This is a genomic window from Candidatus Rokuibacteriota bacterium (assembly GCA_030647435.1).
In the GTDB taxonomy this organism is placed as follows: domain Bacteria; phylum Methylomirabilota; class Methylomirabilia; order Rokubacteriales; family CSP1-6; genus AR37.
This window is the reverse complement of the sequence record JAUSJX010000126.1, coordinates 1-26,382: the sequence shown is the minus strand read 5'-3', so window position 1 is coordinate 26,382 and position 26,382 is coordinate 1. Positions and strand designations below refer to the sequence as shown.

Sequence of the window (26,382 nt, the reverse complement as noted above, 5' to 3'; positions counted from 1 at the left end):
GTCGTCGCAGTGTTGGCATGCGCGTATCATGCCCGATGCTCGCGCCACCGCCTCAGCCTTTCCGACCGCTGCCAGAGCGGGTTCCCGCACCCTCAACCCCCTGTTTTCACCCACTCACTTCGACGAAGAGCCCGTTTGCGATCAGCTGCCGCTTTTTACAGTCGGCTGCATCGGTTAGATTCCGATGATCTCGTTGAGACCCTCAACGACTTGCGAAATCTCCTCGGGTGAAGCACGGCCGAGTTTTGCCCCGATGCGTTCGACGGCAAGTGTGCGAATCTGGCTGATTTTGACCCACGAGCGTTTCGGCAGCTTTGCCGCTTGAAGCTCGAGAGTCAGCGGAAAACCGGCGCGCTGAGGCTGGCTTGACAACGCCGCTACAATGACAGTGCCGGAGCGCTCATTGAACACGTCGTGGCTGAGGATTAATACCGGACGCAAACCCGCTTGTTCGCGACCGCGGACCGGGTTGAGGTCGGCCCAGCGAAGCTCGCCTCTTAGTATTCGGGCCAAGCGTCGAGATCCTGCCCTAAGCCTTCTTCAGCGAGCGCCTTCTCAAATTTAGGATCGAGCTTTGCGCATTCAGACGCCAGACGGCCGCGCTCCATCCGCGCGAGCTTCTCGGCTACGGCCGACTGGATTGCTCGGCTGCGGTTGGGGAAAACCTTCTTTGCAACTAAGCTGTCAACGCGCTCCAGCGTTTCGCTGTCGATAGTGATGGCAACTTTGATACTGCTCATGGCACCCCTCCACAGTATGATAAAGCATCATACCTCGTCGGAACGCCCAAGGAATTTGACGTGGTGCGTTGAGGGACGCGGAGCGAGCGGCCCGAGCAGCGCCGCGAGCGGGGCGCACAGATCGCGGTGGCGCCAGCCATCGGGCGCAGCCCGTTGTCCCACGGCCGGGGCCCTTTGCGTGTCCACTCACGCGCTTGATCTCATGGCAATACAACTCGTCGGTCTGAGGCGAAAGCCTCGTTAGTATTGGATGGCTATGTTCATAATCTTCCACTCCTCCCTTGAGCCTAAACCTCATGTCTTGTGAGTGAGCCTCCATGTACGCACGCGACAGGGCATTCATTCGAGATTGATAGCCCGGCCCCTGGGATTTGAACCACGAGAGGACTTGGGTATCGATTCGAATCGAGAGCGCATAGCCAACACAAACGGGGGGTCCGCATCGTGGGGACCCGTGCGGCGGGACTCCAGCGCACCTGACACCCTCGACCCCGCCTGCGGGAACACCGGCACAGCAGCATCGCCCGGCGCAGGTGAGCGTCCGTGGCCGGATCCCGCGCTCGGTCCCGGCGATCGTGCGCCGACGACGGCCGCAGAGGCAAGGAGCGGGTGCGGGGCACCGGCGGTGCGCCGGGGGGGAGCGAGGGTGGTATCATACCCCCAGAAAGGGGAGAGCGATGATCACAGGACTCAAGCAAAAGCTCGACTACTCCGACTACGCCCGCATCCCTCCCGATGGGAAGCGCTACGAGCTCGTGGAAGGAGACCTCTACGTGACGCCCGCGCCCAGCCCGCTCCACCAGCGTATCTCCAAGCGGCTCCAGCGGAGGCTCGAAGCCTACTTCGAAGCCCGGGGCCTCGGGGAGGTATTCAATGCCCCTCTCGATCTCATCCTGACGCCCCACGACGTAGTCCAGCCAGACCTCGTGGTCGTCGCCGACCCCACTCAGGTGTCAGAGCGGGGGATCGAGGGCCCCCCGACCCTGGTCGTGGAAATTCTCTCCCCCTCCACCCGCGACCACGACCGGACCGTGAAGGCCCGGCGGTACGCCGCCCTTGGAATTCGCCACTACTGGCTGGTGGACCCGGAGGGATTCCGGCTTGAGTGCTATCGCGCGGAGGCCGGAGCCTATGCGCTGGTGGTCCAGGGAGAAGGCGATGCGTCCCTGTCTCATCCGGACTGGCCCGGCCTCGCCCTGCCCCTCGCCGACCTCTGGCGTTAATCCAGCTGCCCCCTCCTGTACTGGCCCGTTCGCTGGCTGGCACAGAGGGCCTCCAGAATCAGCTTTTGATTCTTTTGGGGAGGACATAGCGCCGAGATCCCTATTTGCGGTGTACCGTTGGGTTGCGATTTCCAGCGTGCGAAGGGGGGGAAGTTGACAGCAGAGGGGGGCTCAAGCATATACAATCGCCACCGGGTGACCATGAGTGTGCGATCCGCATGACCTCGGCGAATGGGGGTACCCGCGTCGGCGTGAACGCCTCCATCGTGGGGGAGAATCCCACCGGCCTCGGAGTGTACGCGATCAAGCTGGTGGGCGAGCTCGATCAGCGCTGGGGAGACCTCGTCATCTACACCTCCCACCCGGAAGCCTTCCCATCGCTCAAGGCTCGGATCGGCCGGGTGCCCGTCTGCTCGCGTCCTGACTACGGCGCGCGGGGTCATTTCCTCCGGGCGCTCTGGGTCCAGAGCCTGCTTCGGCTCAAAGCCCGTGTTGCGGGCGTGACCGTTCTCCTCAACACCGTGCCCGAGAGAATAGTGGGCTCCTCCATGCCTCAGATCACCGTGGTTCACGACCTGCTGCCGTTGTGCTTTCCGGCGGAGTACCCGCGTCAGCAATACTACTTCCGCCTGCTCGTGCCTCGAGTGCTTCGCGCATCGACGATGGTCGTGGCTGACTCGGAGAACACCCGGCTGCACATCAGCGAGCGCTACGGGGTTCCGCTCGAGAAGATTCGGATCCTCCATCCGGCATACGACGCCACCGTGTACCGTCGAGAGGCATTCGATGACTCACCCGGCGGTGATCGGGACGCGTATGTCCTCTACGTCGGGAATCTGCTTCCCCACAAGAACCTGCTCAGGCTGCTGGACGCTGTGGCGATCCTTCGGTGGCGCCGTCCGTGTCGCCTGGTCAGCCGGGGCCACGGTCGGCCGGCGTACGTGCGGGCGGTGAGGGAGCGGGTTGAGACGCTGGGCCTGGGTGACGCCGTGACCTTCCTCGACTACTTGACGGAGGCCGCGCTCCGCCGGCTGTACACCCACGCCGCCTGTTTCGTGCTGCCGTCCCTCGGGGAAGGATTCGGCATTCCCGTGCTGGAGGCGATGGCGTGCGGGACGCCGGTCGTCACCTCGGACATCCCCGCGCTCCGCGAGGTCGCGGCGGACGCGGCGCTGTTCGTTGATCTCTATGATGCCGCGAGCATGGCGGATGCGATGTACCGCGTGCTGTCAGATGGCGAGCTGCGGGAGGAGCTTCGGGAGCGGGGCGTGCGTCGGGCGCAGGCGTTTAGCTGGAAGAGGACCGGAGCGGAGATCTCCGGGGTGATCGACGAGGTGTCAAGAGCTCGGTGTTCAGAGGGGCCGGTGTCCGGTGCTGCGCGATCGTAACGGCTCCTCGAGGAAGGTCCGGTGACTCTCCCGGGCGTCCCTCCCGGCGCGCCGGCGACGGGCGGCCACGTGGACAACCGGTTCGTGATCCGGACGCCTTGCATCCGGGTCGGGAGCGCACGGAGCAGCGGCGGCGGGCCCTTCCCGCCGTACTATGGGACCTGAAACAAGCGAAAGATCCGCGAGTGGTTTGGCCGCGCCATTGCCAGAAAAGGACGATAAATAAACATAATTGAGTCAGCAACTCAGCTTTACCGATACCGTGGCATGGTTCAGATCTTAATCTTGAGGGAACTCAAAGCCCGGTATCGCGGAACCGCTCTGGGATTTCTGTGGTCGTTTGTCAACCCGCTGGTTCTGATGGTGGTTTACGTTTGGGTCTTTTCGGTGTACTTCCGTGTTGACATGGAGCACTACTCCGTCTTTCTCCTGTCCGGGATTCTTCCGTGGAACTGCTTCTCGTCAGGACTGAATGAAGCCACCAACTCCATTATCAGTAATGGCGGGCTTATCAAAAAGGTCTACCTCCCTTCGGAGATGTTTCCGTTAGTGTACGTCGCTTCCAACATGGTGCACTATCTTTTGAGCATTCCGATCCTTCTCCTCTTCTTAATCTTCTTTGGAATAAAACTGTCGTGGCCATTACTTTTCTTCCCCTGGATCCTTTCTATTCAGTTGCTGTTCACCTACGGGCTGGCGCTGATCGTGTCGTCGCTCGCGGTTCAGTTCCGTGACCTTCTTCATGTTGTGCCGAACTTCTTGATGATCTGGTTCTTCGTTACGCCAATCCTTTACCCCGTTGGGATGGTGCCGGAGAGGTATCGTCCCGTGGTGAAGTTTAACCCCATGGCTCAATTGATCACGGCATATCAAGATATGTTCTTTTCTAATCGGATCCCTTCGATGGCCAGCTTAATGATATTGACCGGCTTGTCCGTTGCGTTCCTGGCGATCGGCCTGGCTGTTTTCGGGGCGCGCAGGGACGTCTTCGCCGAAGAGGTGTAACGGATGGTCGCCGTTGAATTATTGGGCGTATCAAAGAAGTATCGACGGCATACCGAGCGTCCGCTCGCTACGACGTTGAAGTCCTATTTCTTGCGGGACCTGTGGCACCGAAAGGATGCCACCAAGAATGTCATCTGGGCTCTGAGGGATGTGAACCTGAAGGTAGAACGCGGGGCAACTTTGGGGGTCATCGGTCGAAACGGTTCCGGAAAGAGCACGTTGCTTAAGGTGATCAGTCGAATCCTGAAGCCTGATGCGGGGACAATCTCCGTGAACGGCAAGGTGGCGGCCCTCATTGAGCTGGGTGCCGGCTTTCACCCCGAGCTGACCGGACGGGAAAACGTGATGATCAATGGAATCATCCTCGGTCTGACAAAGCGGGAGATTCGAGCCAAGCTTGATGAGATCGTCGAGTTTGCCGAACTCCGGGAGTACATAGACGATCCCGTCCGAACGTATTCCAGCGGCATGTACATGCGTCTTGGGTTCTCGGTAGCCGTCCATGTGGATCCGGACGTGCTCTTGATCGATGAGGTTCTGGCGGTTGGAGATGCAGCCTTCAGTCAAAAATCTATTGACCGGATGGGTCATTTCAAGGCGTCAGGCAAGACAATAATCCTCGTGAGCCATGATCCCGAGCTGGTTCAGTCTTGGTCAGACGAAGCGGTGTGGCTGGATGCTGGGCTGCTGAAGATGAAAGGGAACCCGGCCACGGTCGTGAAAGCATACACTCACGAGGTGCGTTCTCACTCTGAGTCTGGCGATCGAGCTTCCAGCGCAATCGGCGGCGAGTCCAAACTGGGGCACTGAGATCAACGCGGGGAAAATGACGACGGGACCACGGCCTTTCCATATGGCGAATTCTGAAGTTACCATTGATGAGCTCATGCAGGGTATCCGTGAAGAAGTGCGCCTGCGGCGGGCGCAGGGCGCGAAGCACGCGAGCGAAGCAAATCCAGCGGGCCAAGCTCCCACCCCCGCGAACGGCGGCGTCGTTGACGAAGTCCTTACGGCCGCGCAGGAGGTTCACGGCGTTGGCTTGAGTCTGCCTTCGATGACCCGACAGCAAGGGATCAAGCGAGGGCTGGCTATAGTTATTGCCCGATTGTTTCTTCGGGTTGCTCAAATCATTACCCGGGACCAGCGTGTCTTCAACAACGCCAGTCTTGCTGCGCTTCGCGCCTTGCATGGGGGCTTGAAGGCGCAGGCGGCACGGGTGGCGGAGCTGGGGGGGCGGACCGAGGGATTGGAGCAGGCGCTCGCAGCGGTCCGGGAAGAGGGCGCGGCGCGGGTGGGGGCGGCACAAGCCGCGCTACAGTCGCAGGTTGACACGCAGGCGGCACGGGTGCGTGAACAATTACGAGTGGCGGGAACTCGTCTTTACATTCACTGCGTCGACTTATGACAAGGATATTTTTTATCGAATCTGCTTGGCTTCTACCCACCATTGAGCTTGCGTATCTATGACGTTCATTTCCTACGCCCAGAACTACGAAGATGTCATGCTCTTTCGGGCCCTGAAAGGGGTCGACAAAGGCTTCTATATTGATGTTGGCGCACAGGACCCACTGTTCGATTCGGTAACCAAGGCGTTCTACGAGCGCGGGTGGCGCGGTATCAACATTGAACCCGTCGAGCACTGGTTTCAGAAGCTCGTTGCGGACAGGCCGGAGGACATCAACTTGCAGCTTGCGGCATCGTCGCAAACTGGCAATGTGAGATTCTTTGAGGTCCGAGACACGGGCATGTCGACCGCGGACGTAAACTTTGCGCGACAGCATGCCGCGCAGGGTTTCGAAGTGCGGGAATATGAGATTCTCGCAAAGCCGCTGGATATGATTTGCGCTGAATCCGGTGTGAAAGAAGTGCATTTCCTCAAGGTCGATGTCGAGGGAGCTGAAGCGGAAGTCTTACGCGGTATCAGCCTTACGGACATTCGGCCACACATCATTCTTGTCGAAGCGACGGAACCAAATTCGCAAGTTACCACGCACAAACAGTGGGAGCACCTGCTGACGAACCGGGGGTACGAGTTCGCATATTTCGATGGATTGAATCGTTTTTACGTCGCGACCGAACATGCGACGCTCAAGAGCATGTTCTCCATTCCCCCTAATTATTTTGACCATTACATCCGTTATCAGGAGTGGCGGGCAACAGAGCACGCTTCGCGTCGTGAGGCCGAACGCGAGGGGCTTGCCCGGGAAACCGATGGGCTGCGCGGGCAGCTCGAAGAGACCCGGCGTGATGCCGAGACATTGCGCGAGCGCGTGGGACGGACGGAAGCCGAACGCGAGGGGCTTGCCCGGGAAACCGATGGGCTGCGCGGGCAGCTCGCTGAAGAGCGCCGGGTTGCCACCGAACTGCGCGGCACAATAGAGTTGTATTACAACAGCCGCTCTTGGCGTATGACTGCCCCGCTGCGCGCTGCTAAACGCCGGTTTGTTCTGAGCGTGCACATATTGCTTGGCGCGTGGAGCTATCTAGTGCGAATGCCTAGGGAACCGCTGCGAGCGGCAGGGCGCCGGGCAGCGAACCGTCCCGCTTTGCGTCGGCTTGCACGAAGGCTGATGATGCGTTGGCCCCGGTTGCGGTGGCGCATCAGGCAGTTTCTATCGGTGACACCTGAGGCGTCGATGGTAGGGCTCAATGCAGACTCCCTCGACCCGCCGCGCGGCGCGGACACCCCCCCGACATCGAATCTCTCGCCGGCGGTTCAGGCGCCAACTGGAAATCACTCGGGGGAGCGTGTTGGGAGATTCGCTGTTATTGAATCGATGCAAGCGGTCGTTGATGTCGAAGCGCTGAGAGCGAGAATACGTAGCGAGACAGAGCATCGCCAAGGACAGAGCGCAGTTTGAGAATGTCGGCTCTTCGAAGTAGCTACAACAACCGACTTAATAAGACGATCTGAAACATGGAATATGGATTGGAGAACAATCAGACCATGAAAAGGAACCCGATTTATTACTGGATCGACCATACAGCCAAGTATGCGTCGAATACCGGGATGCAACGGGTCACGCGCTGTCTTGCGCGCGCTCTTATGAATAACGATAAAAATGTCGTGTTTGTAGGGTGGAATTCTGAGCGAAAGAGTCTTGTCTTGGTAACTAGGGACGAGCTCGAGCATTTTTCTCGATTCAGCGGCCCGCAACTAGACAGAACCTCTCTTGCGCAATATCCCGCGGTGGGCGAAGTCTGCGAATTGCACGAGGCACCACACTTCGTCGCTGGTGAAGGGTGGCTTATCGTGCCAGAGGTGACCCACATCACATATCACGAGTCGCCGCCTACGCTCGATCCAATACTCTACGCAAGGCATTACGGGTTGAGGTCTGCGTTCATTTTCTACGATGCAATTCCGCTAAAACTTCCAGAGTACGCGACCGCTGCAGAAGCCCACGCAGCATACATGCAACATATAGCAATGGCAGATTTGATTATACCGATTTCGGAGTTTTCAGCGGATGATTATGTCGCTTATCTCAGAACCTTCATTTGTTTCGACGACCGAACATTGCCTACTGTTCGGCCAGTTAGTTTGCCGGGAGAAATTCCAGAGAGCCCAAGGGCACAGCGATTAGAGCAGGACTCTGCGGAGACCATGATTTTGTCAGTCGGGACAGTAGAACCTCACAAAAATCAGATCACGTTAATTGATGCTTTCAATCGGCTCTGTGTCAAGTATCCCGAACGTTCACTTCGCCTGGTTCTCGTAGGGCATCTGCATCCGGCGGTTGCGGAGCGCGTCCTGGAAGCCACGCAGCGTAACCCAAAAATCAGCTACCTCCAGTATGTCGAAGATGTGGAGCTTGTAAAGCTGTATCGGCGCAGTAAGTTCACGGTATTTCCGTCAATCGAGGAAGGTTTTGGCCTACCGATCTTGGAGAGTTTGTGGCACGGCAAGCCGTGCGTATGCGCCAAGTTTGGCGCGATGGATGAGGTAGCCCGCGAAGGGGGATGCTTGCAGGTTGATGTCCGATCGGTTGACCAAATCGCGACGGCAATGGAGCGATTGGCGACTGATGAGAACCAGTGGCGCGATTTGGCTCAAGAGGCATTAACCCGAAAGATAAAGACGTGGGACGCGTACGCGACGGAAATCTCTCTGCTGCTCGACGAAATTTCCGATCCAGTCAGCAAGGTCAGGCGGATTCTATATTGGGTCGAGCACACCTGTATATTTCCGTACAACACGGGGATTCAGAGGGTAACACGCCTTCTGGCAAAGTCTTTAATCGCTGAGGGAGTTGAACTCGTGCCGGTGAAATGGGATGCGCAAAAATCGGTTTTCGTTCCACCTACACATGCGGACCTTGAATATCTCGCGCGCTGGTCCGGCCCTGACCCCAATGCTTGGACTTTATCCGATGACTTTGCCGATAAGCCCAGTACATGGCTTCTGATTCCGGAGTTGACGGCCTACCCTTCCGGGCCAGATCTCCCCTGTGTCGTTCAGTACGCCGCAAGCTTAGGGATACGCTCCTCGATTCTCTTTTACGATGCGATTCCATACAAGATGCCGGAATGCTGCTCTCCGCTAGCGACAACACTCCATACGGCTTATATGGGGGCGCTGGATCGGTTTCACCTCGTGATTGCGATCTCGGAGCATAGCAGAATGGATTTACGCGACTTCTTGGTTCGCGAAAAAACGCGTCTGATCGATTTGGACGACCGGGTGATCGCAATAAGTCTCCCGGGAGAGTTTATCGATGTACCGCGAACGACTCGGTATGAAGAGCCCTCGGGCGACGTCATCAGTATCTTGAGCGTGGGCACGATTGAGAAAAGGAAGAACCACGCTAAGATGTTTAGGGCATTCCTCGCCGCCATGGAACACAGTACGAGAAAGGCGGAATTGACAGTGGTTGGCCGGGTGGCCGATGACCTACGCGAGGAAGTTGAAGGATATATCAGTCTAAACCCGGCAATAAAGTGGATCGGCCATGTCGATGATGCACGATTGAGGGAGTTATATTCGGCATGTCATTTTACTGTTTATCCATCACTCGAAGAGGGATTTGGGCTGCCGATTCTCGAAAGCTTGTGGCATGGGAAACCGTGCATCTGCCGGGACCGGGGAGCAATGGTCGAGGCTGCCCAAGGGGGTGGATGTATTCTCGTAGATACGGCAGACGAAGCCCAGTTGGCCGAGGCAATAAGGAAACTCATCGATGACGAGGTCGAAAGAGAACGGCTCGGTCGCGAGGCAACATCAAGGACGTTCAAAACGTGGCGGGCTTACAGCCGGGAAGTGCTGGCTGTTCTGGCGGACCGGTCGGTCGCGCCATTTCAACCAAACCCGGCGATGCCGCTAGCGCCGAAGCTTTACTCGCCGTTGCTGTCAATATGCATCACAACGTACAACCGGTCGGAATGGCTGGATGTGAGCCTTAAACAGCTAACGAAGTTTGTCTCGCCCTATACCGACGTGGTTGAGATTGTAGTCTGCGATAATGCCTCATCTGATAATACCGAAAGGGTCGCAGCTCAATACCGTGGGTTTCCTGGTTTTCGGTATTTTAGAAACCCGGTGAACGTTGGGATGCTCGGGAATTTGCGAGAAACCGTGCACCATGCCCGCGGGCGATTCGTATGGCTACTCGGGGACGATGATATCTTGCAGGCGGGCGCGCTAGAAAAGATCTTAGGGGTCATTGTTGAAAGACCTAATCTTGCGTTAATCTATCTCAACTACGCCTATACGCACCATGATGCGCCGCGGACTATCGAAGATATCGATGAATTTGTCTCAAGCGCGATCCCTATTACTCCACTCAGTGAGGACCGCTGCGCTCCGATTGCTGAACTTGCAACCATGAGCGAAAACTTTTTTACAGCGATTTATTGTCTCGTTTTTAGGCGGGACCATGCGATCAAAGCTTATTCTCAGGATATCGTTGGGCAGCCGTTCTCATCATTATTGACCTGTATTCCAACATCTTATTACGTCTGCAATTACATGTTCCGGGAAATGGGGTATTGGATCGGCGAGCCATGTGTAGTGGTCAATATGAACGTATCGTGGGTAAAGCACGCGCCGTTGTGGGTTCTTGAACGGCTTCCGGAGTTATATGAGTTGGCGGAGTTGCGAGGGGCCGATCCAGCAGAGGTGGATCGGTGGCGGGTGCACAATCTTCCGGGGGCGTTGCATTTTCTTCCGGTGATATATTTCGATGATGGCGCGGGAAATCGGGATCGTTTTTCCTTTGAAAGATTCGTTAGAAGGCATAAGCATCTAGCAGAATTCCAGGCCCAATTGGGCGAGTTCGTAAAGATATATCAACGGGCATATGACGAAGGACTTGTACGCAACGACGCGCCCCCGACGGAGCTTCTTACACGCTTTGGCCTAGTTGAGAAAGGTTATTAGTGAGTTGGCCAATGGAGTGTGATTCATGACGAATTACCGTGAGATCAAAGAATGTCGCATCAGTGGTAGTAGCCGTCTGGTTTCGGTACTCAACCTGGGTAATCAGGTGCTGACGGGAGTTTTCCCGAATAGCCGCGACGTGGAGGTGACGTCGGGGCCTTTGGAGCTAGTGTGGTGCCCCGACAGCGGATTGCTCCAGCTGAGGCACTCCTATGATCTTGACGAAGTGTATGGCAATAGCTACGGGTATCGGTCGGGGCTGAACCAGTCGATGGTGAATCATCTGACAGAAAAGGTCCGCTACTTAGAGCGGACGATACCATTGGGTCAAGGAGACATAGTGCTCGACATCGGCAGCAACGATGCGACTACGCTCAGGGCTTACCGCACCCCCGGCATACAGCGAGTCGGAATCGACCCGACGGGTCGGAAGTTCGGACAGTATTACAGCAACGATATTAGACTCGTTCCGGACTTTTTCTCCTCGGCAGCCTACCGGTCCGTTCAGTCGAAGCCTGCAAAAATCATCACCTCGATAGCGATGTTTTACGATCTTGAAGCCCCCGCAAAATTCGCTTGCGAGATCGAATCAGTGCTTGCTGAAGACGGCATTTGGCATTTTGAGCAGAGCTACATGCCGTCGATGTTACGTCTCAACTCGTACGACACCATCTGCCACGAACACTTGGAGTATTACTCGCTCGGCGTAGTTAAGACAATCATGGAAATGGCGGGGCTCAAGATCGTCGATGTTGTGATGAACGCGGTGAATGGCGGCAGTTTTGCGGTTTCCGTGGCTAAGGTGGGAAATCGAAAGGTTAAGGCGAATGACGCGGTGATCAACTGGCTTCTTGAACAGGAAGAGCGTATGGGACTCAGCACACCGAGACCATACCGCGAATTCGAAGAGAGGGCATTTCGGCATCGCGAGGACCTGGTTCGTTTGATCCGCGCATTGGTCGCCGATGGGAAAACAGTGCTTGGCTACGGGGCGTCAACTAAGGGCAATGTGGTCTTGCAGTTCTGCGGGTTCTCGGAGCGGGATGTCCCTGCGATCGCGGACGTCAACCCGGATAAGTTCGGTTGTTTCACCCCCGGGACACATATCCCAATCATTTCCGAACGCGAGGCTCGTTCGATGAAACCGGACTATTTCCTCGTTTTACCTTGGCACTTTAAAGCTGGAATACTCGATCGTGAAAAAGAATATCTGGCAAACGGAGGAAAGATGATCTTCCCATTTCCAGAAATTGAGATTGTTTGAAGGAGGGCGCTATGCGTTACGAAGGGGTATGTTTTATCTGGAGGGTGTGCGATCCTTTTTAGTAATATTGCATTTCTTGACAACACCATCATCGAGCATGCGGCCGACCGGAACCTGGGGAAACATGGCGCACGGGCGTTGGGAACGGACATCCCGATCATCAGCGAGGGCGAGTCGAGAGCAATGAAGCCGGATTACTACCTTGTGCTGCCGTGGCACTTCAAGAGGGAATTCCTCGAAAGGGAAAGAGAGTCGCTCGACAGGGGAGGTGGTATTATTTCCCCATGTCCGACGATCGAGATCGTTAAGCGCTGAGACGGGTAACGGGAGGCAGACAAGTGAGATGCCGTTCTTTCCTCTTAGGAGCAATGGCGTGGCAATGACGCGAGTGCTGATCACTGGTATCACCGGGTTCGTCGGTAGTCATCTCGCCGAGTATGCCCTGGGCAAAGGGGTCGAGGTGATCGGTTCGATTCGCTGGCGGAGCAGGACCGAGAACATCGAGCACCTCCGATCGCAGATCCAGCTGATCGAGTCCGACCTCCGCGACCTTTCCTCGGTGCAGGGCTTGGTGGAGGCGGCGAATCCGGACTACGTGGTCCACCTGGCCGCCCAGAGCTTCGTGGCGGCCTCCTGGCAGACGCCGGCTGAGACGTTCTACACGAACACGGTGAGTCAGGTGAACCTCCTGGAGGCGATCCGGGTTCGCCCGAAGAAGCCTCGGTTTCTCGTGATCGGTTCCAGCGAGGAATATGGTCTGGTCCATGAGGACGAGCTACCGATCAAGGAGACGAACCCGCTGCGCCCGCTCTCCCCCTATGCGGTCAGCAAGGTCGCACAGGATTTGATGGGCTACCAGTACTGGAAGAGCTACGGCCTGCCCATCGTCCGTTCCCGCGCCTTCAACCACGAGGGCCCCCGCCGGGGCGACGTCTTCGTGACCTCCAACTTCGCCAAGCAGATCGCCGAGATCGAGGCGGGGCTCCGCGAGCCGGTGGTCCATGTGGGAAACCTTGAGGCCCGGCGGGACTACTCTGACGTGCGTGACATCGTCCAGGGTTACTGGCTCTTGCTAGAGCGTGGAGAGCCCGGCGAGGTGTACAACCTCTGCTCCGGCCGGAGCTGGACGATCCAGGAGGTTCTCGACTTTTTCCTGCGTGAAGCCAGAGTCTCGGGAATTGTAGTGAAGCAGGACCCCGCGCGGCTCCGTCCTTCCGACGTACCCCACCTCCTCGGTGACGCCTCCAAGGTCCGCAAGGAGCTCGGCTGGCAGCCCGCAATCTCCTTCGAGCGGACCCTCCTGGATACACTCGAGTACTGGCGTCGTCGGGTTCGGGTTCCGACTCTGTAGGACGGGGTCGGACGGGCCTGGGGCTATGGAGTACTACTACTATTCTGTCCTCTCGTGGCTGCTGTTACTCGTCTGCGGGCTGCCCTTTTCGTTCGCTTGGCTGCCCCGGCCACTGAAGAGGTACTCGCTGGCGTTCGCGCCGTCCATCGGCTACTGCTACGTCGTCTTCGTCACCTACTACGGCTACCGGTCGAATCTGGCCCCGATCAGCGCCTATGCGTTCTCCGTCCTCGCCCTCCCCGTGATCCTGCTCGCGCTCTACGCGGTAGGGGTGCTTCGGGCTCCCGCCGAAGTCCGCGAGATCTGCAACGCCAGGGTCGGCCTCATCACCGCGCTGACGGTGGTGGGATTCGTCGTGGTCTCGATTCCCTTCCTGGCCAAGCACGGGCAGGCGACCTCGCTGTCCCTCGGCAACCTCGACATCGCGGAGTTGGCGGGAGCCTCGCGCTTCTTGCAGGAGTTCGCCCGGAACAGCCAGGTCGGCTTCCTCGGGCAGGGCGGACACTTTGCCTGGACGTCCGACGACGTGTGGTTCGGGCCCTCGGCCATCGTCGCCTTCGCCAGCTCCATCCTGAGCTCCGAGCCCTACAAGCTGCAGAGCCTGGTCATGAACGTCCTCGCCTGCCAGGGCATCCCGTTCCTCTATCTGCTGGCGCGCGAGAGCTTGGCCTTTTCCCGCGCCAGCGCGATCGGAGTGACGCTCCTCTACGCCATCAATCCGGTCGTCGTCTATACGGTCTGGCAGAGCTTCGGCGGCCAGATGATCTCGATGGGGCTCATGCTGGCCCTCTTGTTCCTGCACACCTTCGCGCTGCGCGAGGGGAGCACGGTCCGGGACTACCTGCCATTCGCGCCGGCCGTGGTCATCTTCTTCTCAGGGCTGCTGCTGACCTACCACTTCATGCTGCTGGTAATCGGCGCGCTGCTGGTGGCGTATACTGCGGTCCACGAGGTGGTAGCGCGGCGACTGTCCAAGGGATTGAAGCTGGCGGCCGTGGTGCTCGTTTTGCTCGGGGTGAGCCTACTGCTGAACCCCTTCCGTCTCCGTAGCATCGGCATCGCGCTCAGCTGGCTCGCGGGGGGGAACAACGGCTGGTTCATCCCCTGGCTGAGCCCCGACGTCCTCGTCGGTGGCGGCGTGGTCTCGTCGGACGCCGTGGGTCCGGATCCGGCGCGCATCTTCCTCGCCGGCCAAATGCCCTCAGGCCGCGCCTGGTTCGTGGCGATGGCCGTCGCGGCGTTCGTCGTGTCCGTGGTCCATGCAGCGAGAGGAATGGAGCGCCGGACGCACCTCAGCTTCCTGCTCGGGCTGTTCGTGCCGCTGTTCCTGGTCGGGCTGTACTTCGCCGTCGTCGGATCGGAGGGAGGCATCCTGGGAAGCTATCGGAGCTCCAAGATTACCGCGACGTTCAGCGGGGTGACGCTCCTCGGGCTCGCGCTGGGCTTCCAGACGACATCCTGGCGGGACAGCCGGCTGAAGGTGCTCTTCGCCGGCGTCTGCTTCATCGCCGTTGCTGTTGCGTCGGTGAAGAGCGACAAGGACCTGGTGCGCTTCATGGCCGAGCAGGCTTTCGTCCTGCCCGAGGAGATCGTAGAGCTGAAGAAGATCGAGAGCCTCCCCTTCGTGAAGGGCATCAACGTGCTCGACACCGACAACTTCACGCTGTTCTGGATCAACTACTTTACGATGCGGAAGCCACAAGTATACCAGCGGTTCCCCTACGGAGGGAGACCCGTCGGGTTTCTGAGCCAGGACTACTATCTGGCCATGACACCCGCGGCGCGGAGCAGCGCCCGGGACATATTCTTCGTCGAGGCGACCGACTACAAGATCAAGTACGACATCAACCCGTGGTTCGTGCTCTATCAGGGCGCCGACTCGGACCTGACCCTGAGTCCTGGGGAAGGGTGGTCGGGAAGCGAGCGTACGCACCGGTGGTGCGGCAACGACGGACGGTCGTGCTCGGTTTTCGTGGATAGCCGGACGGAGGGCGTCAAGGTGAGCCTGGAAACGCGCTACTTGTGGCGGCGCGACGGGGAGACGATCTCGGTCGCCGTCAACGGCCAGCCGGTGCGCTCCTCGGAGACGAAGAGGATGCTGGTCACCGAGCCCTTTTCGTTGCGGGCAGGCCGAAACGTCGTGAAGTTCACAAGCTCGCTCGATCCTGTGCTGCGGAGTCCACACGACCCGCGGATGCTCCTGATCGCCTGGCAGTCGATCGTCGTGCGGCTGCCAAAGAGCGCGACGGAGGGGACGCGATGAAAGGCGAACGGACGGTGCCCGGACCGGTGTCCATCCTCATGCCGGTCTGCAACGAGGCCGACATCATCGAGGACGTCATCGAGGAGTGGGTCCAGGACGTCTTTCGGTACCTACCGGAGGGCTCCGAATTCCTCTTCGACGACGGGGCCAGCACCGACGGAACCCGCGAGATCCTGGGCCGGATGTCCGAGAAGTACCCGTTCATTCAAGTCCGCTACAACGACACGAAGGACGGGTTCGCGGCAGCCGCCAGGCGGCTCTATCTAGCCGCCCAATGCCCGTGGGTGTTCTTCACCGACTCCGACGGGCAGTACGTGGCGTCGGAGTTCTGGAAGCTGGTGCCGTTCGCGAACGAATTCTCCGTTGTTCACGGGGCGAAGATCGGGCGCCAGGACGCCTTCGCCCGCAAGGCGGCGTCGGCGGTCTTCAATTACATCGCCCGCGTCGTCTTCGACGTCCATTACAGTGACATCAACTCGGCGTTCCGGCTCGTGAAGCGGGAGGTGGTTCGGGAACTCCTCCCGACGATTCGGTGCATGCCAACCCTGCTGAACGCGGAGCTCTTGCTGAGGGCCGAGCTGAACAACTATGCGATCAAGCAGGTTCGGGTGATGCACCGACGGCGGAAGTTCGGGGTGAGCCGAGGATTGCCGTCGAACCGGTTCCTCTGGGAATGCGTGAAAGCGTATCGTGGCCTGCTAGAATTGAAGAGCGAGTTCAGGGTATGAGAGAGGCCCTGGTGGGGCTGGCGACACGGTACTATCGAAAGGCGAAGACATATATGCTGACCCGGCAGCCGCCGGTGCTCACCCCGCTCTTCTTTCACGCCGTAGAGATCGTGGACAAAGTACTGTCGCCGCGGCGGCAAAGCGCCGAAGAGCGACGCGCCAATACGTTGTGGAAACAGCAGTACCTCGCCTACTGGACGGCGAACGAGGGACTCCGGCTGAAGGTGAAGTCGGACTATCCGGTGGCTCATGGGAGCGATGACCACCGCTACCCGCGGGGCACAGTATTCGACAACTCGGTGAACTACCGGTTCAACCTCAAGCTGTACGAGACCCTGGGCTTCCCGGAGCGCATCGCGGTGATGGATCTGGGATGCGCGGGCGGCGGGATGGTGCGGTCATTTCTCGAGGACGGCCACATCGCGATCGGGCTGGAGGGATCGGACACGTCGAAGCGGCTCCGGTCGGGGGAGTGGGACACGATCCCCTTTCACCTGTTCACCTGCGACATCACCAAGCCGTTCCTGGTCACCGACTGGCATGACCGCGCGTTCCTCTTCGATGTGATCACGGCCTGGGAGGTTCTGGAGCATATCCCCGAAGAGGCGCTGGACGGCCTGATCCGTAACATCCACCGGCATCTGAAGCCGGAGGGGTACTTCATCGGCTCGGTTGATCTGCTTCCGGACGGCAATCCGCTGACCGGTGCCGTGTATCATCGGACGCTCAAGCCGGGGGACTGGTGGCTGGCTCAGTTCACTACGCGTGGCTTGGTCGAGGTGAAGCCGCATGGGTTCACGCGCCGGGACATGGTTCGGGGGAACGGGCTGTCGTTGAAGGACTGGCGGCCGGAGGATGGTGGCGGGATCCACCTGATTCTCCGGAAGGCGTAGACGGACGGGCGAGGGGATGATCATCTGCCAGACGCCATTGCGGGTGAGCTTCTTCGGGGGCGGCACTGACTTCCCGGAGTTCTTCAGAGAGCACGGGGGAGCGGTGCTGGCGACCGCCATCGACAAGTTTATCTACCACTCGGTGAGCCATTTCCCCTCGAAGCTCTTCGACTACTCCATCCGACTGGCCTACCGGAAGGTGGAGTGCGTGAACGGCCTAGCCGAGATCGAGCATGTTCCCTTTCGTGAGATCCTGCGGTACTTCGGGATCGAGCGGGACGTCGAGATCAGTCTCACCGCGGACCTGCCGTCGTTCTCGGGCCTCGGATCGTCGTCCAGCTTCACAGTCGGCATGATCAACGCCCTGAACGCCTATCAGGGCCGGTTCATCCCCAAGGGCGAGCTGGCCAGCCTGGCCATCCACGTGGAACGTGAGATCCTTGGGGAGGCGGTGGGGCTCCAGGACCAGATCATCGCCGCCTACGGCGGCCTGAACGTCATCGAGTTTTCGGGCGCCGACAACTTCGTGGTCCACCGGGTCGCGGTCTCGAAGGCCAAGCTGCAGGAGCTGGACGGCTCGCTGCTGCTCTTCTTCACCGGGATCACGCGGCGCGCGAGGGAGATCGAGAAGAGGAAGATCGAGAACCTGCACCGGATCGAGGGCAACCTGAAGCGGATGCTGACCCTGGTGGAGAAGGCCCACGGCGTGCTCACGGGGGACGGGTCGCTGGCGGCGTTCGGCGAACTGCTGGACGAGACGTGGCGGGAAAAGCGCGTCCTCGATCCGGCCGTCAGCAGCCCGGCGATCGACGAGATGTACGAACGGGCCCTGAGCGCGGGCGCCCTCGGCGGCAAGCTGCTCGGCGCCGGTGGGGGCGGCTTCATGCTCCTCTTCGTTCCCGAAGAGCGGCAGGCCAAGGTCCGCGAAGCGCTCAAGGACCACACCGAGATCCGCTTCAGCATCAATTCTCCTGGGAGCGGTATCATCCACTCATGAGGCGTCGGAGAGACTGAAACGTCATGCGTGAACTGGAGACGCAGATCGCCGATCTCGTCAAGCCCCTGCAGCAGCTCGGGCGCGAGCCATTCGCGGGCCGGGTACGCCAGGCCATCGACCTGATTGTAGCGGCGCTCCGAGTCGGCAAGCCGGTGCTCGTGTGCGGCAACGGCGGCTCGGCCGCGGCCGCGCTCCATATCTCAGGAGAACTGGTGGGCCGATTCTTCCGGGAGCGCAGGGGGCTGCCGGTGATTTGCCTCTCCGCCAACGCGTCGGTGCTGACGGCGTGGGCGAACGACGTCTCGTTCGAGTCCGTGTTCGCCCGCCAGGTGGAGGCCTTCGGTCAGCCGGGGAGCGTGCTCTGGTGCCTGTCGACGAGTGGTCGCTCCAAGAATGTCGTCGCCGCCGCCGGCGCCGCGAGGCAGCTCGGCCTCTCGGTCATCGCCATGACCGGCGAGGGCGGAGGGCTCCTGGCCGGGCTGAGCGACGTGCTCTTGGATGTGCCCTCGCGGTCGACGCCGCGCATCCAGGAGATGCACATCGTCCTCTATCACTTTATCTGCGAGCGCGTCGAGGACGCCTTCGCCGACGGTGACGGGCGATGAGGATCCTGATTACGGGCGGCGGCGGCTACATCGGCTCGGTGCTGACCCCCCACCTCCTGCGTGAGGGGCACCAGGTCACGGTGCTGGACAACTTCATGTTCGGCCAGAACAGCCTCGCCGAGTGCTGCGCCTCCGACTCGTTCGACGTGGTCCGTGGAGACTGCCGCGAGGAGCCGCTGATGCGGGAGCTGGTGGCGAAGGTAGACGTGATCGTGCCGCTGGCCGCCCTGGTCGGCGCCCCGCTCTGCAACCGCGATCCGGCGGGCGCCCGGAGCATCAACCAGGAGGCGGTGGAGATGCTGTGCCGCCTCGCGAGCCGCCAGCAGTGGATCCTCATGCCGGTGACCAACAGCGGCTACGGCGTGGGCGAGAAGGACAGGTTCTGCACCGAGGAGACGCCATTGCGGCCGATCTCGCTCTACGGGGTGACCAAGGTCGAAGCGGAGAAGGCGGTGCTGCAGCGGGAGAACAGCATCACGTTCCGCTTGGCGACCGTCTTCGGAATGTCACCACGGATGCGGATCGACCTGCTGGTCAACGACTTCGTCTACCGGGCCGTGCATGACCGGGCGGTGGTGGTGTTCGAGGGCCACTTCAAACGGAACTACATCCACGTCCGCGACGTGGCCCGGGTATTCGCCTTCGCGATCGAGAACTTCGAGGTCATGCGGGGGAAGCCTTACAATGTGGGACTGAACGAGGCAAACCTCTCCAAGCTCGAGCTGTGTGCCGAGATCAAGAAGGTGCTGCCGAACTTCGTCTATCTCGAGGCGCCGGTCGGTGAGGACCCGGACAAGCGAGACTACATCGTCTCGAACGCGCGGCTGGCCCAGACTGGGTTCAAGACGGAGTGGTCGCTGGAGCGCGGCATCCGCGAACTGGTGAAGGGCTACACGATCTTGCGCAACACCCGCTACGGCAACGTCTGATGCTCTGTCGCGTTTGCGACTCGGCGGACCTGGATCCGGTCGTGGATCTGGGCCACCAGCCCTGGTGCAATCACTTCCTGAAGAAGGAGGAGATTGGGCGCGAGCCGTTCTATCCGCTGCGGGCCATCTACTGCAACGGATGCGCGACGGTGCAGCTGGACTACACGGTGAAGAAAGAGGTCATGTTCGGCGACCACACCTACCTCTCCGGAGTGACGAGGTCGCTCAGCGAGCACTTCCGGAGGGTGGCCGAGGAGGTGGATGCTCGGTTTCTGCGGGGGGCCCACACGAAGTCGGTGCTCGACATCGGCTCGAACGACGGCACCCAGCTGAAGCACTTCCAGGCCCTCGGCTACGAGGTGCTGGGCGTGGAGTCGTCCAAGACGACCGCGCAGATCGCCGTCCAGGCCGGGGTACCGACCCTCAACCGATTCTTCAACCTCGAAACGATGCGCGAGATCGGGCGGCGATACGACGTGATCAACGCCGCCGGCGTGTTCTTCCACTTGGAGGAGCTGCATTTCGTCACCGAGGCGATCCGGGAGGGCCTGAAGGAGAATGGTGTCTTCGTCGTGCAGTTTCTCTACATGAAGCGGATCGTGGAGAACCTGGCCTTCGACCAGATCTACCACGAGCACCTGCTCTACTACACCCTGGAGACCGTTGAGGTGCTGCTGAACCGCCACGGGCTGGCCATGTTCGACGCGTACCTGGCGCCGATCCACGGCGGCTCGATTGTCGGCTTCGTCGGGCACCGGGGGCAACGCCAACCGAGCCCGCGCCTGCTGGAGATGCGGCGGCGAGAGGACGTTGACGGCAGCAATCGCATCGGCACCTACCGGGAGTTCTCCCGGAGGATCGTTCGCAAGAAGGAGGAGGAGCTCGAATACCTCGAGCGGGCGAAGCGGGCAGGCAAGCGGGTGTTCGGACTCGGTGCTCCCGTCAAGGGCAACACGCTCCTGAACTACTTCGGCGTGGGGACGAACTACATTGAGTGCCTAGTGGAGAAGAATGAGCTGCGACGGGGCCTCTACTCGCCCGGCATGCACATCCCGGTGGTGATGGAGAGCGAGCTCATGGAGCCTCCCGACATCTACTACGTGCTGGCGTGGAATTTTAAGCGCGAGATCCTCGAGCGGAACAGGGGGCTCTTGGAACGGGGCGTGGAATTCTACTTTCCGGTCGATCCCGGAGTGGCCTGAGTTGCGAATTCTGGTAACTGGGGCCTCGGGATTCCTCGGGCGCGCGCTCTGCGGATACCTCGAGGAGCGGAGCCACCGGGTGACGCGGCTGAATTCGCGCAACTGCGATCTGACGCGCCGTGAGAGCCTGGACCACCTGGAGCCCGTTTCCTACGATCAGATCTACCATCTGGCAGCCTGGACGCAGGCCGGCGACTTCTGCCTGCGCCATCCCGGCGAGCAATGGGTCCTGAACCAACTGATCAACACGAACGTGCTGGAGTGGTGGCAGCGGCGCCAGCCCCAGGCCAAGATGATCTGCATGGGCACAAGCTGCTCCTACGCGCCGGGCACGGAGCTCCGGGAAGAGAATTACATGCTCGGGGAGCCGATCGAGAGCCTGTACACCTATGCGATGACGAAGCGCATGCTATACGCGGGCCTGCTCGCGCTGCACAAGCAGTTTGGCCTTCGCTATTTCTACGCGGTGCCTTCGACGCTGTACGGGCCCGGTTACCACACCGACGGCCGGCAGATGCATTTCATCTTTGACTTGATCCAAAAGATTATCCGGGGCCGGGAATTCGACGAGCCGGTGGTGCTGTGGGGCGACGGCCATCAGAAACGCGAGGTGATCTCCCTCGACGATTTCGTCGACGCGCTGTACCGGCTGGCGGAGTCGCGAGACAACGATCTGGTAAACATCGGGGCCGGGGAGGAGCACACGATCCGCCATTTCGCGGAGGTGATCTGTGAGGTCGTCGGCTATCCCGCCGGGCGCATCGAATACGACACGAGCCGGTACGTCGGCGCGCTGTCGAAGTGTCTGGACATGGGGAAGGTGAAGGTCCTGCTGCCCTCGTTCCGGCTTACACCGCTTCGGGAAGGAATCGAGCGCACGGTGCGGTGGTTCTATGAGTCGCAGGCGTACCTGAAGAGTGAAGGGCGGGGGAGGAGGTCCCGTGTGACTTGACCCCGCGCGAGCGTCTTTCGATCTGTCGTGCGTGGGCGAACCGGAGTTCAACGGCGTCATGGCGCGGTTCATCCGGACGCTGAAGGGACAATGCATTTACCTCTACAGCTTCCGGAACCTCGAGGCGGCGCAGCCGCGGCGAATCATCGAGGAGCTCATCGAGCGCTAGAACACCGAGGGGCTCGTCGAGCTGCTCGGGTGTGGGCCGCCGCGCAGGCCCGGTGGAGGCGGAGAGGGCTGCGGCATGACCATTCGCTCCGTACGGTCGGAATCTGAGGGCCGCAGTTGAGCCAGGATCGCAGTTCGTCGCTGGCGCCATACCTGTTCCCCGAAATAGGGCTTCTCGCGCTTCCGTTGTGTCGAGGAAACCGGGTCCGATTTAGATGGGCAAAAGCAGTAGGCGGCTTCGTGGTCTGCCGGAACATTCGTGGGTGTTAGCCTGTGTGATCGTCGTGACTGCGCTCCTTGCAGGCTGTGGGGAGTCGACGCCGCCGGCTGTCCTGGAGCCGAAGCCTTTATCATCCATCGGGATGGACGTGGTCTACGAGCCGGTGAAGGTACCGGATCGCGTCAAGGCGGGGTCAAAGATGACGGCTGTCATTAGGATCAAGAATGCCGGCATGGAGCCGTGGCCGGCCAGAGCAACTTCGGACGGGCGAAACACCATTGCGCTGGCATATCACTGGTTCGACGTGGAGGGGGGAGTGGTCGTGGCCGATGGGGTTCGAACACGGCTCAAAGGCGATCTGCATCCCGGCAAAACCATGACCCTCGATGCTTTGGTAGTGGCGCCAGAGAAGCCTGGACGGTATCGTCTCCAGTTCGATATGGTTCAAGAGCTTGTCGCCTGGTTCAGTGGGAAGAAGGCGAGCGTTCTAACCGTGCCCGTGCTGGTGGAGTAGCGTCTCAATCGCGACAGGGTCAGGCGAACCCAGTCCTTTCACGGGGGCATGAATGGCCTGGCGAGGATGGATGCAAGGAGAACACTATCGGATGAGGCTCCAGAACGCGTCCCCGACCGTTGCGCGGTGGCCCGAAGCCGAGCCGCACAGCCCGAAGTGGGGCCTATCACGGTCGCGCCCGCCCTGTTCGACGGCCCTGGTCGTGCTTGTCCTATCGTGGAGCCTGCTTATTCTGCCTTCTCTGGGTGTGGGTGGCGGGTGGGCGTTCGCGGAGCTGCCGAGGCCGTCGGCTGCCGACATTGCCGCGTGCGTCCGGGATCCCGGCTGTCATCGGACGTTCGTCGTCGCGCACCGCGCGAAAGGATTCGGCGCGCCCGAGAACAGTCGGGCCGCGGTGGCGCGAGCTGTGGCGGCCGGCGTCCCGATCGTCGGGATCAGTGTCCGTGCTTCCAGCGACGACGAGATGTTCGTGCTGCACGACCGGGACCTCCGGAGGGAAACGACGCTGCAGGGGAGGATCGATGAGGTCCCGGCCGCTCGGCTCGCCCAGGCGCTCCTCAAGAATGGAGAGCCATTGCCCCGATTCTCCGATCTGTACGCGCTGGTCCGCGGCCGCGCCGTGCTGACCGTGGGCTTCAAGGTCGACCTGGTGAGTCGGCTCGCCGACTGGATCCATGCCCACGGGTCCTTCGACGACGTGATCTTCTTCGTGAACAGGGGGGAGCAGATGCAGGCCGCTGCGCGGGCGAAGGGGCGATACCCGGAGATGATGGTGATGGTCCGCCTGCTCGACACCCGCGTCACGGTGGAAAGCACGAAGGCCGTGTTCGGGCGGTTGCCCGAGATTCTCCATACGGATCCCCTAGGCGCCAAACAGGTGTCCGACCTCCAGGCCCAAGGGGGCAAGGTGTTCATGAATGTCCTGCGCTCGGAGCGGCTCGTGCCACCGCTCAACTCTCTTGCCATCCGGCGGGTTCTCGGCACGCGCCCGGACTTTGTCCAGACGGATGAGCCCGTGCGGTTGATGCACCGGGTCGCGACGAATGGGCGGTAGACGCGGTCAGTCGCTACGGACTGACCTGCGGGGTCGGATGGACGGGCCGTGACGCGAATCCTCGATCGCTACGTCCTCAGGGAGCTGGGCGGGCCCTTCGCCATCGGCGTGGGGGTGTTCACCTTCTTTCTGGTCATCGACCGGATCTACCAGCTGACCGATCTCGTGATCACCAAGAACGTCCCGCTCCAGCTCGTGCTGTCCCTGCTGCTCTTCATGCTGCCGGCGTTCCTGGCCCTGACGCTGCCCATGGCGCTGCTGGTCGCGGTGCTGCTGGCGTGCGGCCGGCTGGCGAGCGATCTGGAGGTAACCGCCCTCAACGCGGCGGGGGTGAGCCCGCTCCGGCTGCTGCGCCCCTTCCTGGCGGCGGGGGTGGTCGTGACGCTGGCCATCGCCTGGCTCACCCTGGTCGCCACGCCCTGGTCGACCGGGGCGTTCCAACGCCAGCTGTTCAAGATCCTGCAGACACGGGCCACGACCGGCATCCAGGAGCGCACCTTCTCCGCCAGCTTCGGCAACCTCGTCATCTACGTGGAGGAGCTGAGCGCCTCGCAGGTGGCGTTCACGGGAGTGCTGGTGTCGGACGAACGCAACCCGGCCCTGTCACGGATTATCCTGGCGCGGGAGGGGCGGCTGCTCACAGACGAGGGACAGCGGCGGGTCACACTCCGGTTCATCGACGGGTCCATCAATGAGACCGATGTCGCCGACCCGAGGCGCTTCCGGTACACCGCATTCAGCCTCTACGACATGAAGCTGCCGCTGGAGTCCTTGCTTTCGCGCGTGGCCGAGCCCGAGAAGCCCGAGAAACAGCTCCCGGTCGGGCAGTTGATCGACACGGCCGCCACGCTCGACGCCACGGCCGCGGCGCCGTACTGGGTCGAGCTGCACAAGCGCCTGGCGCTGCCGGTGGCCGCGCTGGTGTTCGTGGTCGTGGGCTTCGCGCTCGGCATCCGCTCCCACCGGGGCGGGCGGGCGGTGGCCCTCGCCGCGAGCTTCGGCATCGTCGCGTCGTACTACATCCTGATCACCTCCCTCGAGGGGATGGCGCTCAATCGCCGGCTGCCGGCCGGGCTGGCCATCTGGCTGCCCAACGCGCTGTTCCTGGCCCTGGGCGCCGGCCTGCTGCGGCTGGCGGCCCTCGGGATCCCCTCGGCCTGGGGGGAGCGTCTCTGGGGGCTTACCGCAAGGCTGCCTCGCGGCTGGCCCGGCTGGATCGGGTGGCCGAGGTGGGCCTCGCGCTCCGCCCGCCTCCGCGGCCCGCGGGCCTCCAGCTACATCATCGACCGGTACCTGCTGCGCCGGTACCTGCTGTTCCTCGGCATCGGCTGCTTCGTGGGCGCCGTCCTGAGCCTCCTCGTGGACATCCTCCAGAGCCTGGACCGGTTTCTCCGGATCAAGCCGCCACTCAGCTACATCGCCCAGCACTTCCTCTACCTGGTGCCCCGGGAGCTCTACAAGGGGCTCCCGATCATCGTGCTGGTCGCGACGGTCTTCCTGTTCCTGTCGCTGACGCGCCAGCGGGAGCTCGACGGGCTCAAGGCCGCGGGCGTGAGCCTCTACCGGACCAGCGCGCCCGTCCTGGCCCTGGCCCTGTGCATCAGCGTGGGGGCGTTGATCTTCCAGGAGGCGGTGCTGCCGGGCATCACCTCGAAGGCCGAGGAGGTGGATCGGGTCAAGATCCGGGGTCTGCGGCCCCGCCACCTCGAGCAGCAAGGTCAGATTTGGTACCACTTGTCGGACACTCGATTCATTCACATCGCGCTGCTCGATCCGGCTCAGCAATCTCTCGATGGCCTGCTCGTGCTGAACATCGACCGGAACTTTCGCCTCCTGGATCGGCTGGATGCCGGCGCTGCGCAGTGGACCGGCGACGGCTGGCGACTCAGGAAGGGGGTCCTGCGCCGCGTCGACGCCGCCGACCGGGTTCAGTCCGAGAGCTTCGATCAGCGGATGGTCGACATGCCCGAAGACATCAATGACCTCACCCAGCTCCAGAAGCCGGCGGACAGCATGAGCTTCCTCGAGCTGCGTGCCTACGTGAAGCGGCTCCGGGAGAGCGGCCATCCTGTGCGCGGATACCTTGTTGAACTCTACGCGAAGCTGTCCTTCCCGCTCGTCCACGTGATCATGGCGCTCGTGGCCATCCCGTTCGCCCTGGTCTCTCCGCGGAACAGCGGCCGGGCAGTCGGCATCGGCGTGGCGATCGTGATCTCCGTGGGGTACTGGGTGGTGCACTCGATCGCCCTGTCCTTCGGACGAGCGGATCTGCTGCCGGCGGCGCTGGCGGCCTGGACCGCTAACGTTGTCTTTCTCGGCCTGGGCAGCGCCCTCTTCCTCAAAGTCCGGACATAGCCCGGATTATGCGTGAACACATGCGCCACCCTCACCCCGACCCTCTCCCTCTCCGAGGGAGAGGGAGCCGTTTCGATCCCCTCGCCCCCGGAGAGGGACAGGGTGAGGGGGCGCATAGGACGCGGAACACGCGTTCGTGAATAGAGCAGGCT

General features: G+C 61.0%; 24 protein-coding genes and 1 pseudogene. 22 read left to right on the top strand and 3 right to left on the bottom strand.

The window, feature by feature from the left end; genetic code table 11:
* Nucleotides 1-174: 174 nt before the first annotated feature.
* The 3 genes and pseudogenes from Q7W02_21780 to Q7W02_21770 form a co-directional block, all read right to left on the bottom strand.
* Nucleotides 175-513: a type II toxin-antitoxin system PemK/MazF family toxin gene (locus tag Q7W02_21780; GenBank protein MDO8478777.1), complete on the bottom strand. Its 339-nt coding sequence runs from the start codon at nucleotides 511-513 to the stop codon at nucleotides 175-177.
* The gene (locus Q7W02_21775) at nucleotides 498-740 is read right to left on the bottom strand and encodes a ribbon-helix-helix domain-containing protein (GenBank protein MDO8478776.1); all 243 of its coding nucleotides are present in this window, start codon (nucleotides 738-740) and stop codon (nucleotides 498-500) included. Before Q7W02_21775 ends, Q7W02_21780 begins: the two co-directional genes overlap by 16 nt.
* A 301-nt stretch (nucleotides 741-1,041) precedes the next feature.
* Nucleotides 1,042-1,152, bottom strand: a pseudogene (locus Q7W02_21770) (BrnA antitoxin family protein).
* Between the two features lie 265 nt (nucleotides 1,153-1,417).
* On the opposite strand from Q7W02_21770, the gene Q7W02_21765 reads away from it, so the two are divergent.
* The 22 genes from Q7W02_21765 (at nucleotide 1,418) to lptG (ending at nucleotide 26,230) form a co-directional block, all read left to right on the top strand.
* Nucleotides 1,418-1,963, top strand: a complete 546-nt coding sequence (locus Q7W02_21765) for a Uma2 family endonuclease (protein ID MDO8478775.1) — start codon at nucleotides 1,418-1,420, stop codon at nucleotides 1,961-1,963.
* Between the two features lie 218 nt (nucleotides 1,964-2,181).
* The gene (locus tag Q7W02_21760) at nucleotides 2,182-3,351 is read left to right on the top strand and encodes a glycosyltransferase family 1 protein (protein MDO8478774.1); all 1,170 of its coding nucleotides are present in this window, start codon (nucleotides 2,182-2,184) and stop codon (nucleotides 3,349-3,351) included.
* Between the two features lie 267 nt (nucleotides 3,352-3,618).
* Nucleotides 3,619-4,356, top strand: coding sequence for an ABC transporter permease (locus tag Q7W02_21755; protein MDO8478773.1), 738 nt, complete (start codon nucleotides 3,619-3,621; stop codon nucleotides 4,354-4,356).
* A 3-nt stretch (nucleotides 4,357-4,359) separates the two neighbouring features.
* Nucleotides 4,360-5,166, top strand: a complete 807-nt coding sequence (locus Q7W02_21750; GenBank protein MDO8478772.1) for an ABC transporter ATP-binding protein — start codon at nucleotides 4,360-4,362, stop codon at nucleotides 5,164-5,166.
* Nucleotides 5,167-5,209: 43 nt separating this feature from the next.
* Complete coding sequence (locus Q7W02_21745; protein MDO8478771.1) at nucleotides 5,210-5,761, top strand: hypothetical protein; 552 nt, start codon at nucleotides 5,210-5,212, stop codon at nucleotides 5,759-5,761.
* A 58-nt stretch (nucleotides 5,762-5,819) separates the two neighbouring features.
* A complete protein-coding gene (locus tag Q7W02_21740; GenBank protein ID MDO8478770.1) occupies nucleotides 5,820-7,217 on the top strand; it encodes an FkbM family methyltransferase in 1,398 nt (465 codons plus the stop codon).
* Nucleotides 7,218-7,273: 56 nt separating this feature from the next.
* Nucleotides 7,274-10,735 (top strand): glycosyltransferase, encoded by a 3,462-nt coding sequence (locus tag Q7W02_21735; GenBank protein MDO8478769.1) that lies wholly within the window; start codon nucleotides 7,274-7,276, stop codon nucleotides 10,733-10,735.
* Between the two features lie 25 nt (nucleotides 10,736-10,760).
* Entirely contained in the window at nucleotides 10,761-11,999 is a 1,239-nt protein-coding gene (locus Q7W02_21730) for a class I SAM-dependent methyltransferase (protein ID MDO8478768.1), read from the top strand.
* Between the two features lie 51 nt (nucleotides 12,000-12,050).
* On the top strand, nucleotides 12,051-12,314 hold the full coding sequence (locus Q7W02_21725) for a hypothetical protein (protein ID MDO8478767.1): 264 nt from the start codon (nucleotides 12,051-12,053) through the stop codon (nucleotides 12,312-12,314).
* 64 nt (nucleotides 12,315-12,378) lie between these two features.
* A complete protein-coding gene (locus Q7W02_21720; GenBank protein MDO8478766.1) occupies nucleotides 12,379-13,350 on the top strand; it encodes a GDP-mannose 4,6-dehydratase in 972 nt (323 codons plus the stop codon).
* A 25-nt stretch (nucleotides 13,351-13,375) separates the two neighbouring features.
* Nucleotides 13,376-15,613: a hypothetical protein gene (locus Q7W02_21715; protein MDO8478765.1), complete on the top strand. Its 2,238-nt coding sequence runs from the start codon at nucleotides 13,376-13,378 to the stop codon at nucleotides 15,611-15,613.
* Nucleotides 15,610-16,341 (top strand): glycosyltransferase, encoded by a 732-nt coding sequence (locus tag Q7W02_21710; GenBank protein ID MDO8478764.1) that lies wholly within the window; start codon nucleotides 15,610-15,612, stop codon nucleotides 16,339-16,341. The genes Q7W02_21715 and Q7W02_21710 overlap by 4 nt, the downstream gene beginning before the upstream one ends.
* Nucleotides 16,338-17,234, top strand: coding sequence for a class I SAM-dependent methyltransferase (locus tag Q7W02_21705; protein MDO8478763.1), 897 nt, complete (start codon nucleotides 16,338-16,340; stop codon nucleotides 17,232-17,234). Before Q7W02_21710 ends, Q7W02_21705 begins: the two co-directional genes overlap by 4 nt.
* A gap of 16 nt (nucleotides 17,235-17,250) precedes the next feature.
* A complete protein-coding gene (locus Q7W02_21700) occupies nucleotides 17,251-18,231 on the top strand; it encodes a GHMP kinase (protein MDO8478762.1) in 981 nt (326 codons plus the stop codon).
* A gap of 23 nt (nucleotides 18,232-18,254) precedes the next feature.
* Nucleotides 18,255-18,836, top strand: a complete 582-nt coding sequence (locus tag Q7W02_21695; GenBank protein ID MDO8478761.1) for an SIS domain-containing protein — start codon at nucleotides 18,255-18,257, stop codon at nucleotides 18,834-18,836.
* Nucleotides 18,833-19,765, top strand: a complete 933-nt coding sequence (locus Q7W02_21690; GenBank protein MDO8478760.1) for an NAD-dependent epimerase/dehydratase — start codon at nucleotides 18,833-18,835, stop codon at nucleotides 19,763-19,765. The genes Q7W02_21695 and Q7W02_21690 overlap by 4 nt, the downstream gene beginning before the upstream one ends.
* Complete coding sequence (locus Q7W02_21685; protein ID MDO8478759.1) at nucleotides 19,765-20,967, top strand: class I SAM-dependent methyltransferase; 1,203 nt, start codon at nucleotides 19,765-19,767, stop codon at nucleotides 20,965-20,967. Before Q7W02_21690 ends, Q7W02_21685 begins: the two co-directional genes overlap by 1 nt.
* Nucleotide 20,968: 1 nt before the next feature.
* Nucleotides 20,969-21,919 (top strand): NAD-dependent epimerase/dehydratase family protein, encoded by a 951-nt coding sequence (locus tag Q7W02_21680; protein ID MDO8478758.1) that lies wholly within the window; start codon nucleotides 20,969-20,971, stop codon nucleotides 21,917-21,919.
* Between the two features lie 31 nt (nucleotides 21,920-21,950).
* Complete coding sequence (locus tag Q7W02_21675) at nucleotides 21,951-22,088, top strand: hypothetical protein (GenBank protein MDO8478757.1); 138 nt, start codon at nucleotides 21,951-21,953, stop codon at nucleotides 22,086-22,088.
* 274 nt (nucleotides 22,089-22,362) lie between these two features.
* Nucleotides 22,363-22,821, top strand: a complete 459-nt coding sequence (locus tag Q7W02_21670; GenBank protein ID MDO8478756.1) for a hypothetical protein — start codon at nucleotides 22,363-22,365, stop codon at nucleotides 22,819-22,821.
* 91 nt (nucleotides 22,822-22,912) lie between these two features.
* Nucleotides 22,913-23,875, top strand: a complete 963-nt coding sequence (locus tag Q7W02_21665; protein ID MDO8478755.1) for a glycerophosphodiester phosphodiesterase family protein — start codon at nucleotides 22,913-22,915, stop codon at nucleotides 23,873-23,875.
* A gap of 48 nt (nucleotides 23,876-23,923) precedes the next feature.
* Nucleotides 23,924-26,230, top strand: coding sequence for an LPS export ABC transporter permease LptG (gene lptG / locus Q7W02_21660; protein ID MDO8478754.1), 2,307 nt, complete (start codon nucleotides 23,924-23,926; stop codon nucleotides 26,228-26,230).
* Nucleotides 26,231-26,382: the final 152 nt, after the last annotated feature.